The sequence below is a fragment of the Pseudohongiella sp. genome (assembly GCF_011050365.1).
Lineage (GTDB): Bacteria > Pseudomonadota > Gammaproteobacteria > Pseudomonadales > Pseudohongiellaceae > Pseudohongiella.
Genome location: NZ_DRFV01000016.1, coordinates 225,574 through 238,715, shown reverse-complemented (window position 1 = coordinate 238,715; position 13,142 = coordinate 225,574). Strand labels below are relative to the sequence as shown.

Here is a 13,142-nt window from a genome sequence, read left to right as displayed (position 1 = left end):
GTCGTCGGTATCAGAACGGCCAGTGCAGCTGTATATTGCCACCACCAAATTTCAGTGAATCCAGGTTCAGTGTCGGATTCAATGTCAGGATTGCGCCACTTTGCTGATGTACAACATAGCGCCAGGGCAGCGTCAGGCGGGCCAATACATCTTCGTCCCGGCGATTGTCCGCCGGTCGTTGCTGCAGCACCCTGTCAACATCGATGCCACCAATGGTCAACGTGGGCTCCCACCAGCTTGTCGCGCGGCGGGCAACCGTCATGCCGGCGAACAGCAAGGTTTCACTATGCCGATTGAATCCAGTGCTGGCCAGGTTTTGACCAAACCAGCCCTGCTCCTCCAGCACAAAATGCCGTAACCCGGCATGGAATTCCGTTGACGCGTCAGATCTCACAGACAAGGTAACGCTGCGCAGGCGGCGGTCAAAATCTTCCTGACCGGCGCCACTGTCTGCCATCAGGGCGCGAAATTCACGCCCCGTATTCTCCAGTCTGAAAGACAACCCGGAACGCCATGACGGCGACACATCTGCACTCAGAGCGCCGGCCACCCGAAGCTGATCGCCGCGAACATACAAAGCATTGCTGCGGTCCTCGTACTGCGCATGCGGAGAGTAATTAACGGCCAGATCCACACCCAGCCCTGACTTCAGGCGTTGCTGATAGTGAGCAAACAGGGTAACCGGGGTGCGCTCGTACTTGTTGTCGCTATTACCCTTATTGTTATACAGCCGGTCAACCTGAATCAGAGCCAGGCGAAGCCTGCGATCATTATCCGGCTGCCACGTCAGCTCATACTGAAAATCCACCTCACCTTTGTCACCGGACACATCCGCTGAAAACATGGCGCGCCAGCTATCGCCGAAACGTCGGACAACCCCAAGCAGCTGACGATCAAAGCGTCCATCAAAGTCTTCGCGACGCTGAACCCGTGCGACGATCCCGTAGCGATCATCATCAAAATACAGCGTTTTTTGCAGATTTGTTTCCAGATACAGTTCATCACCAGTGACACTGCCGCCGGTGCCTGACAAACCATCATCCCCCGGTGCCGGCAAGTCGGACAACTGGCGATAACTGAACCGGTTGATAAAACTGGAACTATTGTAAAGAAATTCACGCCCTTCAACGAAGCCATCCAGGCGTTGTGGATGCGGGTCCCGCCAGGGACTTTCGGCAGCCACGCCGACAGGCAATAGCAACGTCAACATCGTAGTGCCAACGATTAGAAACAGCGCTGGTTTGCCTGCCAACATCAAGTCGCTCCCGAAAACCGGATACCAGAAACATTGTCATACGATGCATGCTGGCGACTGGTCGCCAGCATGCACTGACTCGTGATGATTAAAGGTTATTTTTGTGCTGGAAGATATCAGCCGAGGCAAGCGCGGTCAGATTCAGAATCCCGCGACCTGATACTGATGGGATCAGGATATGGGCCGGCTTTTCCAGGCCACACAGGAAAGGTCCAATCAGGCGCCCATTGGTAAACGAGCGCAACAGCCCAAGCGCAATACTGGCGGTATCCATGTTTGGCATCACCAACACATTGGCTCGACCCTTGATATTGGAACCTTCGAACACGGTAGCCCGCAGCTCCGGATTCAACGCTGTAAGCGCATGCATTTCTCCGTCAATCTGAACCTCCGGCATTTGCATACGCAAGCGGTGCGCTGCCGTTTTCATTTTTATCGCCGAATCGTCTTCGTAGCTGCCGAAATTCGAATGCGACAACAAGGCGACAACAGGTTCGATATCAAATGACTGCTGGACAAAACTGATGGCATCCTTGGCGATATCAACAACTTCGTCGACGCTCGGGTTGACGTTGACAAAGGGGTCAGTCAAAAACAGCGGACCATCATCCATCAACAGGACACAGACCGACGACAATCGGCCACCGGGTTTGGTTGACCGGATGATGGGACGGATGTCCTTCAGGTGCGTATCGAAACGACCCACCTTGCCGCACACCATGCCATCCGCTTCACCCATGGCAACCATCAACGCCGCCAGTATTGTGGTATTGCTGTGCACGGCAGTTCTGGCGGCCTCCACCGAAACACCTGAACGCCCCACATGATGGTGATAGAACTGCCAGTACTTTTTGTGTACATCTGCTTCTTCCGAATTAAAAACTTCGAAGTCCCTGCCAGGCACCAGACGCAGACCCATTTTTTCGATCTTGGTGTCAATAACCTGCGGCCGCCCAATCAGTATGGGCTTGGCAACACCCTCGTCAACAACCGCCTGCATCGCCAGCAGTACATCTTCATTTTCACCCTCTGCATAAACGATACGCGCCGGGTGTTTGGCGGCCAGATCGATAGACGGCTGCATGAACAGCCGGCTGCTGTTGACATAGGCGCTGAGTTTATTTCGGTAGGCATCCAGATCATCAATCTGCCGTGTCGCCGCACCGCTGGCCATGGCCGCTTTGACAACTGCCAGCGGCACTTCTTCAATCAGGCGCGGATCAAACGGCTTGGGAATCAGATACTCGCGGCCGAACTTCAGGTCTTCATCAATATACGCCTTGGCCACGGTCTCGGAAATCTCCCGTGTTGCCAGGTCGGCAATCGCCCGGACACAGGCCCGCTTCATTTCATCGTTGATATGGGTGGCACCACAATCCAGTGCACCCCGGAAGATGAACGGAAAACACAGAACATTGTTGACCTGGTTCGGGTAGTCCGAGCGTCCGGTAGCCAGGATGGCGTCCGGCCGTGCTGCGCGTGCCTCTTCCGGCATGATTTCCGGTATCGGGTTGGACATTGCCAGAATCAGTGGGTCGCGCGCCATGGTCTTGACCATGGCTCCATTGAGCACACCCGGGCCCGACAGACCAAGAAAAAGATCGGCATCAACAATGGCGTCTTCGATGGTCCGGTCGGGCGTGTCGACCGCGAACTGCTCTTTCCACGGGTTCATGCCTTGCGTGCGGCCCTGATAGATGACGCCATTTCGATCCAGCATACGCACATTTTCTTTTTTCACGCCCATGCTGATCAACAGCTCGACACAGGCAATACTCGCAGCACCGGCGCCGGAGGCCACCAGTTTAATGTCTTCGAACTTTTTATTGACGATTCGCAGGCCATTATAAACAGCAGCGGCGGCCACGATAGCGGTGCCGTGCTGGTCATCATGAAACACCGGTATGTTCATGATGTCACGCAGCCGCCGCTCAACCAGGAAACATTCAGGCGCCTTGATATCCTCAAGATTGATGCCGCCGAACGTCGGTTCCAGCGACGCGATGATGTCTACCAGTTTATCGACGTCAGTTTCGTTAATCTCAATATCAAAGACATCAATGTCTGCGAATTTTTTGAACAGGACTGCCTTGCCTTCCATCACCGGTTTGGCAGCGAGCGGCCCGATATTGCCCAGGCCCAGCACCGCCGTGCCATTGGTGATAACCGCTACCAGGTTGCCGCGTGCGGTCAGGTTGGCGGCCTCACTGGCATTCTCTGCAATCGCCTCACAGGCGAAGGCAACACCGGGCGAGTAGGCACGCGACAGGTCGCGGTTATTCGCCAGCGGCTTGGTGGGCCGAATGGCGAGTTTGCCCGGTGTGGGTTCCGAGTGGTAGCGAAGCGCGCTATCCTTGAATGAGTCTTCGGACATTTATATCCTTCCTTTTCCTTGGCATGTTGGACGTTATCGGGAGCGCTGTATTTACCAGTCAGAACTCGCCGGCACAGCCGGATCAGATCGCAGGAATGCTATCAGGTCTGCGTGATACTGCTCCGGATTTTCGAAATGTGGATTGTGACCGATGCCAGGATACAGATTCAACTCTGCATTCTGTAAAGTTTCCGCCACCATACGCGCCTGACCGGCAAAGTCACGGGTCAACCTGTCGTCAGCACCGCCCAGCACCAGCGCCTTGGTGGTAATATGCTGCCAGTCATAGACCACGGGGTCGAAATACAGAATGGCTTGTTGCCAGGCACGAATACGTGCCAGTAATGGCCAGGCAGACGTCAGCGTCTGACCATACTGATAGCGCACAAACTCCAGGTATTCCGGTTTGATCTCGGTGTTGTAGTAACGCATGTGATTGGCCAGAATCGACTGATAGCTGGTGTTCTCGCGTACGCTTTGCGCTGCCTCTTCAATGTCCCGCCACGGGCGACCCGGGCGCTGGTCGCTCATACCGATCTGGTTCACGAACACCACATGCGTGGTGGTTTCCGGGTAAGTCATGGCGAAACGCGCCGCCAGCATGCCACCCATGGAGTGCCCCACGATAGCAGTCTGCTCTATACCCAGATGATCAAGCAGCTTTTTCGCATCTGACGCAAATATATGCAGGTTATATGGAATGTCCATTTTGGACGAACGGCCATAGCCGATACGGTCAGGCACCACGACGCGGAAGCCGGCCGCCGTCAGTGCCTCGATGGTCGGCGCGAAACCGATACCCGCGAAGTTCATGCCGTGAAACAGCATGGCTGTCTGTCCATTGGCGGGACCGGTGGGTGCGACATCCATATATGCCTTCAGACCGTCCTGGCCAATGTGGGTAACCGGCATGTATTCGACCGGGTGCGGATAGGGAATTTCTGCCATTGACGCAGATACCGGCCCCCAGTCAGCCGGCGGTTCACTGGGCGGCTGGCTCTGCGCAACTGCCAGACTGGTACTTGCCAATAGCGCAGCGCCGGCCAACGCCAACAAACGACCGGTATGATAAAGTCGGGATAAAAGCATTATTCTCTCCTGTTATTTTTGCCTGTTAATCCTGCTAACAAACAGTTTACACGAAACCGGCAAGGGTGTTATTGCGCCAGTTTCAGGCCAATGCGCTTGACGTTACCGTCCTCAATAGCGGCTATGGTCCAGATAAATCCCTGCCACTCCAGCTGGTCGCCGAGCACGGGTTTGCCCCCCATGCGCTCATTGAGAAAGTCCCCTATGCTCAGCCCGATGACGGAGGGGTCGGGATGCAGCCCGTATACCGGCGCCAGATCTGCAATACTCGCCGAGGCATCCAGAATAAAGTCACCAAAGAACCAGTCATCCATGCCACTGGACGGTGCCACGCTGAACAATTTACCCAACGCCGGCAGATCATGCTCATGTGCAATAATGCACAGGATATCATCGGCCAGCAATCGCGTACTGCCCGTCGGGTGCAACAGTTCACGGCCCCGGAACAGGGCTGCAATGCGGGTGCCGTCAGGCATCTTGAGCCGTCTCAGCTCCCGCCCGATGCACCATTTTTCGGCGCCCAGACGGTAGACAAACAACTCCCATTCACTGGTGTGATGAATCTCGAGACCCGCCCGTGAAATCGGCATGGGTTGTGATGGCACCTGGACTTTCGCCAGACGGGTGGCAAATGGAATGGATGTGCCCTGCACCAGCAGGGATACCAGCACCACAAAGAAGGCCAGATTGAAATACAACTGTGAGTCCGGCAGCCCCGCCATGACCGGAAACACCGCCAGAATGATCGGTACCGCGCCACGCAGACCCAGCCACGACAGGTACCATCGTTCACGCATCTTGAAACGACTGAACGGTGCCAGACTGACAAAAACAGCCAGCGGCCGGGCAACCAGAATCATCCACAGCGCCAGCAGTAACCCGGGCACCGCAATTGGCAATAGCTCACTGGGCGTGAGCAACAATCCGAGCACCAGGAACATACCGATCTGGCTCAGCCAGGCCAGTCCGTCCAGCACACTGAGTATTGAGGTGCGACTGCGCAACGGTTTGTTGCCGAGGAAAACACCGCACAGGTAGATCGCGAGGAAACCGCTGCCGCCGGCAAAGGCTGTCAGCGCAAACAGGAACAGGCCGCCACTGACGGCAAGCAGGGGATACAGGCCGTTGGCCAGTGTACTGCGATTGATCAGCTGCAATAACAGCCAGCCACCGGCGCCACCGAGCAGAACACCCAACCCGAACTGTTGCACCAGACTGACAACAAAGCCAAATGCCGTGTTGGTGCTCCCGCCCTGGGCCGTGGCCAATATATCAATCAGGGTAACGGTCAAAAAGATCGCCATCGGGTCGTTGCTGCCGGACTCGATTTCCAGCGTGGCGCGCACACGTTCGTTAATATGGCGACCACCGAGCAGGGAGAATACCGCCGCAGCGTCCGTTGAGCCCACAATGGCGCCTATCAGCAGACCCTGCAGCAGATCGAGGTTGAATAACCAGGCGGCTACCAATCCGGTCAGCGCAGCGGTAATAACGACACCAACGGTCGCCATTGACAAGGCCGGCCACAAAGCCACCTTGAAACTGGCAACACGGGTGCGCATGCCGCCGTCAAACAGAATGATGGCCAGTGCAAGATTGCTGGCAAAAAAAGCGAGGGGGTAATCGTCAAACACTATACCGCCGATACCCTCTTCACCGGCGAGGATACCGACACCCAGAAAGATCAACAGAATCGGCACGCCCAGACGGGAGGAAACAGCGCTGAACAGCACGCTGAATCCCACCAGCAGGGCGCCGATCAGAAAAAAGCTGTTGATGGCCAATAGATCCATGTTACGTCCCAGACTGATTATGCTAAATCACAGATTCCAGGCATAACCAGATATCAACTGCCGAAAGGATGCCGCAGAATAATCGTCTCGTCCCGATCCGGACCTGTCGAAATAATATCAACCGGTGCCTCAATGACCTCTTCGATATACCGAATGTAAGCGCGGGCATTCTCTGGCAACTCGGCTAGTGAGCGGGCGCCTGCTGTCGATTCGCTCCAGCCTGGCAGCTCAACGTAGACGGGCCTGAGTTTTTCATAGCGATCCACGGTCATGCAGGCGGCTACCGCGTCTGCATCATCGGCAGAACTTTCATACCCGGTGCAGACTTTGATAGTTTCCAGCCCGTCCAGCACATCCAGTTTGGTCAGGCAGATACCCGACACACTGTTAATACGAATCGCCAAGCGCACAGCTGCAGCGTCGAACCAGCCACAGCGGCGGGCGCGACCAGTGGTAGCACCTTTTTCCATGCCGACATGGGCCAGGTGCGCACCGACCTCGTCAAACAGTTCAGTCGGGAACGGTCCGGACCCGACCCGGGTGGTATATGCCTTGGTGATGCCCAGCACGTAATCGAGGTACAGCGGACCATACCCACTGCCGGTCGCAGTGCCGCCGGCGGTAGTATTGGACGACGTCACAAAGGGGTAGGTACCATGATCGATATCCAGCAGCGAGCCCTGGGCACCTTCAAACATCAGGTTATCACCCGCCTTGCGATGTGTGTGCACAAGCTCCACGGTATCGGCCAGCATCGGGCGCACCTGCTCGGCGTAAGCCAGGCATTCGGCCAGGGTTTTGTCGAAATCAACCGCATCGACCTGATAATAGTTGGTCAGCATGAAGTTGTGATATTCCATGACTTCCTGCAGGCGTACCGCCAGATGTTCGGGGTTAAACAACTCGCCCATACGAATGCCGCGACGGGCAACCTTGTCTTCATAGGCAGGGCCAATACCCCGGCCGGTGGTGCCAATTTTTTTACCGTCACCCAGACGAATTTCGCGAGCCTGATCCAGGGCCACATGGGACGGCAGAATGACCGGGCTGGCGCCACTGATTTTGAGCCGTTCACGAACGGGAATACCCTGAGCCTCGAGCTCGCCGATTTCTTTCATCAGCGCTTCCAGACTGACCACAACGCCATTGCCTATGACGCAAGTGACACCCTCACGCAGAATGCCCGACGGGATAAGATGCAGCACTGTCTTTTTGCCGCCGATGACCAATGTATGACCGGCATTGTGACCACCCTGAAAACGCGTCACGACTGCTGCCTGCTCGGTCAGCAGATCAACAATTTTGCCTTTCCCTTCGTCACCCCATTGAGTGCCCAAAACAACAACGCTCTTACCCATGTTCCCCATACTCGTGCTGAAATAAATGTGCTGAAAAATCGAATTGATATAACAGGTTGCGGGCAGTGCCCTAGCGCTCGACCACGCGCCAACCCAGTTTATCATCGGCCACGATACATGCGCCGCATTGCAGTTCACGCATCAACTTGTCATCGGGCGGCTCGTCGCCCAGGTGCTGGATCACAACCTCGCCACTGTCACGAAGCTTTGCGATCAACGCTTGCAATGCTGCGTCGCCGCGGCCCGGCGCGAGCACAACCCGGGGCGACGGATAGTCGCGGCTACTTAATTGGGCCAGAAGCTTCAGGTCTGCATCAAAGCCTGATGCCGGGCGCGCACGACCGAACACTTTGCCAATTTCGTCATACCGACCGCCCTTTGCCACAGCTCTGCCGTGTGCCGGTGTGTAGGCGGCGAACACCGTTCCCGTATGATACTGATAACCGCGCAACTCAGACAGATCGAAGCCCAGACTGATATCAGTCGAAAGCCTCTCGACTGCCTCATGGATTTGGCCCAGTTCACTCAGGGCATCGCGGACCTGAGCCGGCGCTGACGCCAGCAGTGTTTCTGCCTGCATCATGACGTTGGCACCGCCGCTGAGCTGGGACAGCCCCCTCAGCTGCTCACGAACGCTCTGCTGGTGGACATTGGCATCCAGCCAGGCGTCGGTCTCCGCATGTGCCTTGCGCTGCACCAGGTCGAACAATTCGGTTTCCGCCTCGGCAGTCAGGCCCGCAGCGGCGACCAGTCCACGAAAGATGCCGACATGACCCAACACCACGTGAATCGGGCGGATACCTGCCAGACGCAGTGTTTGCGCCATCAACAGAATCAGCTCAATATCACAGGCAACACCGGCATGACCGAACAGCTCGGCACCAATCTTTATGGGGACACGCGAGCTCAGCAGGCCTTGCGGGCGCGTGTGCAGCACACTGTCAGCGTAACAAAGCCGTGCTGGTCCATCCCGATGCAGGTTGCGCGCGTCAATGCGTGCGACCTGGGGCGTAATGTCAGCCCGCACGCCCATCATGCGACCACTGAGCTGATCGGTTATTTTGAAGGTATGCAAATCCAGATCATGGGATGATCCCACCAGCAGCGAGTCGAGATACTCGATCATGGGCGTGATCACCAATTGATAACCCCAACCCCGATACAGGTCGAGTATCTCGCGGCGCAAGGTTTCCAGTCTGTGGGCCTGCGGCGGCAAAACCTCCTCAACCCCTTCCGGCAGCAGCCAGCGGTCAGCGCGTGTCATGTATCCCTTCCTGCCTAATCTTTTTTTTGCTGAAACTCTTGGAGAATTGTGCCGCAACTTCCTGCGGCACAATTATGCGCCTGTCGCTCGTCAAACCCTGTCGTTCAAACAAAGCCGGCTAAACGCCGGCCTGTCAGATCAAAGAGCCTCATCGCTGCGGAGATATTTAAAGTAATCGCTTTCCGGATCAAGCAACATCACGTCGCTTTTGGACGAAAACGTATCGCGATACGAATTGAGACTGCGGGTAAACGAATAGAACTCGGGGTCCTGTGTGTATGCCGCCGAATAGATAGCCGCAGCAGTGGCGTCGCCATCACCACGGATGCGCTCTGAGTCGCGGTAGGCTTCCACCAGCAAGACAGCTTCCTGACGATCGGCATCCGCTTCGATACCAATGGCCAGCTCGTTACCACGAGAGCGCAGTTGCTGTGCTTCACGCTGACGCTCGGACGTCATGCGCTCATAAACCGAGGACCGCACGTCATCAGGCAAATCAATACGCTTGACACGCACATCAATCACTTCGATACCATATTCGTTGGCAACATAGGTATTAAGCTCAGTGGTCAATTCGTTCATCAGCGCATCACGCTGCCCGGACACCACCTCTTGCAGATCGCGCTCACCAAACTTGTTCCGCAGGCCATCGTTGACCCGTTGCGCCAGCAGCGCATTAGCGCGGGACTCATCACCGGAGGTCGCGGTATAAAAACGCTCGACATCCGTGATGCGCCACATGGCATAGGAATCCACCAACAAGGCTTTCTGCTCCAGTGTCAGATAGCGCTGCGGTGTTGCATCTACCGTGAGAATACGGGCATCAAACTTGCGCACAGAGTTCACGTACGGAACCTTGAAATGCAAGCCCGGGGGTATATCGGTATCCACGATATTACCAAATTGCAGCATCACGGCACGCTCGGTTTCCTTCACGACAAAAACCGAGTTGGCGCCCACTACAACAATCAGAAATAAAACTGCACCTGCGACAAAATTTTTCATATTAACGAGGCCCCCTTGCCGGCATCTGCGTACGAGACCGGTCGGTCGTGGACTGGGATGAAAGTTCGCGGCTGACCTGGTCGGCAAGCTCACGGAGTTGCTGGTTATTAAGTTGCAGACTGGTTACACCACTGCCCATGGCACCGGTGCCCGCCTGTTGCATCATGCGGTCCAGCGGCAGAAACATCATGTTGTTGCCGCCCTCAACATCAATCAGCACCTTGCTTGAATTGCGCAGCACTTCCTGAATGGAATCTATGTAGATACGCTCGCGGGTAACCTCAGGTGACAGCGCATACTCGGTGAGAAGCTGTTCGAAACGATAGGCTTCACCTTCGGATCTGGCCACCACCTCATCACGGTAGGCATTTGCCTGCTCGATGATACGCTGGGCTTCACCACGCGCTTCCGGGATTACCCGGTTGGCGTACGCCAGTGCCTGGTTCTGTACCCGCTGCTCGTCCTCTCTGGCACGAATCACGTCATCGAACGCACCCTGCACAGCAACGGGCGGCTGGGCATTTTCGACGTTGACCTGCGTCACCATGATACCGGTCTGATAATTCTCCATGTAGCTTTGTGCACGTTCGCGCACCTCATTTGCCACCTCAGCGCGGCCCTGAGTCAGCACGCGGTCCATGGTGGTGCCGCCAACAACGTGACGAATCGCTGATTCAACGGCCTGGTCCAGACCACTTTGCGGATCACGCACACGAACCACATACTGAATCGGATCCTGCACGAGATACTGAACCGACAGTGACACGGTGACGATATTTTCGTCGGTCGTGAGCATGTCGTTTGAGTAGGAGCGCGTGTTGACCCGGGAAATATTGACCTTCTGAACTTCGTCGATCAACGGCGGATTCCAGCGCAGGCCCGGCATGACCACTTCATCGCGCAGTTCACCAAAGCGCATGACTACGCCACGCTCCGCTTCATCGACGGTGTAGAAGCCCATGGCTGCCCACACCACCACCGCCAGCACAACCAGGCCGCCGAGCAACCCGGCTGACGCGCCGGCACTGCCGCCACTACCACCGGATGAACCGCTGCCGCCCTTGCCGCCGAACAGGCCGTTGAATTTTTTGCTCAGGTTTTTGATCAGCTCGTCAATGTCAGGTGGTCCCTGGTCATCACCGCGCCGACCACCCCCGCCGCCACTGCCCCAGGGGTCGTTATCTTTACCTTTGTTTCCAGGTTCATTCCAAGCCATCGTTTACTCCGTACCCAGCGAATGCCGGTTGATTTTAACGAATTATTGCACATTAACCCAGCTTTTCAGACAAGCATGCCCGGTCTGGTCTTAAGACCGGACGGACATTGTACGGCTTGCCAAGGGCCGGTGATATAGTTATGAATCGTGAAGCAGGCGCTCTTCCTGCAGCAGCCGCTCAAAATCCAGTCTCGGCAACTTGATCTGCAGCACCACCTTGCCACTGTCATCGGTGGTTTCAGTGGTGACTGCACCCCGCGCGTACAGCCGGGCGCGCAAGCGCCCCTCGTCGGGACTGATGGTCAACGCCTGCTGGACAACATCTTCCCCCAGCATCTCGCTGATGGCCGCCAGCAGCAGGTCCATGCCAGCGCCGGTTTTGGCTGACACCCAGACCCGGGTTGGCTTGCCGTCTTCACCACGATCAACGCGCGGCTGAAAACCCTGGGCCAGATCGATCTTGTTGAGCACCTGAATACAAGGAATATCGTCGGCGCCGATCTCTGTCAGCACCTCATTGACCTGCTCTATATAGTAATCGTGCGCGTCATTCGCAACATCAACCACATGCAACAACAGGTCTGCCTGTACGGTTTCTTCCAGCGTCGCCCGGAATGCCTGCACCAGCTTGTGCGGCAAATGACTGATAAAACCCACCGTATCAACCAGTACCGCTTCACCGAACGACGGTAGCTGGATACGGCGCAGGGTCGCGTCCAGCGTGGCGAATAGCTGATCTGCCGCATAAATACCGGCACTGGTGATGGTGTTAAAGACCGAAGACTTGCCCGCATTGGTGTAGCCTACCAGTGATACCACCGGCGTTTCTGCCCGTTTGCGCGAGCGACGGCCCTGCTCGCGTTGGGCACGAACCTTGGCGAGGCTTTTATTGATGTTCTTGATGCGCTGACGAATCATGCGCTGGTCCATCTCGAGCTGGGTCTCGCCCGCCCCCCTCAGATTGACGCCGCCTTTTTGCCTGTCAAGGTGCGTCCAGCCGCGCTTGAGGCGTGTGGCGGTATGTTGCAGCATGGCCAGCTCTACCTGAAGCTTACCTTCATGGGTGCGGGCACGCTGGGCGAAAATATCCAGAATCAGCCCGGTACGATCCAGCACCCGACACTGCAGCTCTTTCTCAAGATTTCGCTCCTGGCTCGGAGACAGAGAGTGATTGAACAACACCAGCTGGGCTTCGTGTTCTGCGACGGCAGCGGCTATTTCCGCCAGCTTGCCCGAACCCACAAAAACACGTGCATCCGGCGACTTCCGGCTGCCTTTGATAAAGGCGACCGGGTCGGCGCCGGATGAGCGCACCAGTTCTTCGAATTCTACGGGATCTTCCTGTTCGCGCTCAGAATCAAGGTCGATATGAACAAGAATTGAGGATTCTCCACCCTCGGGACGCTCAAAAAACAATCATGCCCTCGATTCAGGCCATATTACCTGGTGCAGACTCGTCGTCTTCGTGAGTGAATTCACCGCCGTTCGTGGTCGGTATTTTCACCGTACGTGCCGGAACAACAGTGGAAATTGCGTGCTTGTAAACCATCTGGTTAACTGCGTTTTTCAGCAGAATGACAAACTGGTCGAAAGACTCTATCTGTCCCTGCAGTTTGATACCGCTGACCAGATAGATGGAAACCGGAATACGCTCCTTACGCAGCACATTCAGGAAAGGGTCTTGTAGGGAGTGCCCTTTTGACATTGATATTCTCCTTAAAAAAATTCAGCTAAAAAAACGTTAAAAAGCAATATGGATCCGTCCAGCAACGTTCTAACCAAACGCCT

The 13,142-nt window shown here is 56.0% G+C and carries 9 protein-coding genes and 2 pseudogenes; all 11 read right to left on the bottom strand.

Annotation, left to right across the window (positions count from 1 at the left end; translation table 11 throughout):
- Positions 1-10: 10 nt before the first annotated feature.
- Entirely contained in the window at positions 11-1,255 is a 1,245-nt protein-coding gene (locus tag ENH71_RS14145) for a hypothetical protein (RefSeq protein ID WP_294136318.1), read from the bottom strand.
- Between the two features lie 88 nt (positions 1,256-1,343).
- Positions 1,344-2,330: pseudogene (locus ENH71_RS16095) on the bottom strand (phosphate acyltransferase); the annotation flags it as partial.
- Positions 2,331-2,408: 78 nt separating this feature from the next.
- A pseudogene (locus ENH71_RS16090) lies at positions 2,409-3,629 on the bottom strand (NAD(P)-dependent malic enzyme); the annotation flags it as partial.
- 51 nt (positions 3,630-3,680) lie between these two features.
- On the bottom strand, positions 3,681-4,718 hold the full coding sequence (locus tag ENH71_RS14135) for an alpha/beta fold hydrolase (RefSeq protein ID WP_294136320.1): 1,038 nt from the start codon (positions 4,716-4,718) through the stop codon (positions 3,681-3,683).
- A gap of 68 nt (positions 4,719-4,786) precedes the next feature.
- On the bottom strand, positions 4,787-6,511 hold the full coding sequence (locus ENH71_RS14130) for a potassium/proton antiporter (RefSeq protein WP_294136322.1): 1,725 nt from the start codon (positions 6,509-6,511) through the stop codon (positions 4,787-4,789).
- Between the two features lie 53 nt (positions 6,512-6,564).
- Entirely contained in the window at positions 6,565-7,869 is a 1,305-nt protein-coding gene (locus tag ENH71_RS14125; protein WP_294136324.1) for an adenylosuccinate synthase, read from the bottom strand.
- A 70-nt stretch (positions 7,870-7,939) separates the two neighbouring features.
- Positions 7,940-9,133 (bottom strand): ATP phosphoribosyltransferase regulatory subunit, encoded by a 1,194-nt coding sequence (locus tag ENH71_RS14120; RefSeq protein WP_294136326.1) that lies wholly within the window; start codon positions 9,131-9,133, stop codon positions 7,940-7,942.
- 138 nt (positions 9,134-9,271) lie between these two features.
- The gene (hflC, locus tag ENH71_RS14115; protein WP_294136328.1) at positions 9,272-10,138 is read right to left on the bottom strand and encodes a protease modulator HflC; all 867 of its coding nucleotides are present in this window, start codon (positions 10,136-10,138) and stop codon (positions 9,272-9,274) included.
- Between the two features lies 1 nt (position 10,139).
- On the bottom strand, positions 10,140-11,354 hold the full coding sequence (gene hflK / locus ENH71_RS14110; protein ID WP_294136330.1) for an FtsH protease activity modulator HflK: 1,215 nt from the start codon (positions 11,352-11,354) through the stop codon (positions 10,140-10,142).
- A gap of 138 nt (positions 11,355-11,492) precedes the next feature.
- The gene (gene hflX / locus ENH71_RS14105; RefSeq protein WP_294136332.1) at positions 11,493-12,770 is read right to left on the bottom strand and encodes a ribosome rescue GTPase HflX; all 1,278 of its coding nucleotides are present in this window, start codon (positions 12,768-12,770) and stop codon (positions 11,493-11,495) included.
- Positions 12,771-12,783: 13 nt separating this feature from the next.
- Positions 12,784-13,059: an RNA chaperone Hfq gene (gene hfq / locus ENH71_RS14100; RefSeq protein ID WP_070117931.1), complete on the bottom strand. Its 276-nt coding sequence runs from the start codon at positions 13,057-13,059 to the stop codon at positions 12,784-12,786.
- Between the last annotated feature and the right edge of the window lie 83 nt (positions 13,060-13,142).

Excerpts from the sequence above, each read along its gene's own strand:
- ENH71_RS14135 (WP_294136320.1), bottom strand. The coding sequence starts at position 4,718 with ATGCTTTTATCCCGACTTTATCATACCGGTCGTTTGTTGGCGTTGGCC.
- ENH71_RS14145 (WP_294136318.1), bottom strand. The coding sequence starts at position 1,255 with ATGTTGGCAGGCAAACCAGCGCTGTTTCTAATCGTTGGCACTACGATG.
- ENH71_RS14125 (WP_294136324.1), bottom strand. The coding sequence starts at position 7,869 with ATGGGTAAGAGCGTTGTTGTTTTGGGCACTCAATGGGGTGACGAAGGG.
- ENH71_RS14120 (WP_294136326.1), bottom strand. The coding sequence starts at position 9,133 with ATGACACGCGCTGACCGCTGGCTGCTGCCGGAAGGGGTTGAGGAGGTT.
- hfq (WP_070117931.1), bottom strand. The coding sequence starts at position 13,059 with ATGTCAAAAGGGCACTCCCTACAAGACCCTTTCCTGAATGTGCTGCGT.
- hflK (WP_294136330.1), bottom strand. The coding sequence starts at position 11,354 with ATGGCTTGGAATGAACCTGGAAACAAAGGTAAAGATAACGACCCCTGG.
- ENH71_RS14130 (WP_294136322.1), bottom strand. The coding sequence starts at position 6,511 with ATGGATCTATTGGCCATCAACAGCTTTTTTCTGATCGGCGCCCTGCTG.
- hflC (WP_294136328.1), bottom strand. The coding sequence starts at position 10,138 with ATGAAAAATTTTGTCGCAGGTGCAGTTTTATTTCTGATTGTTGTAGTG.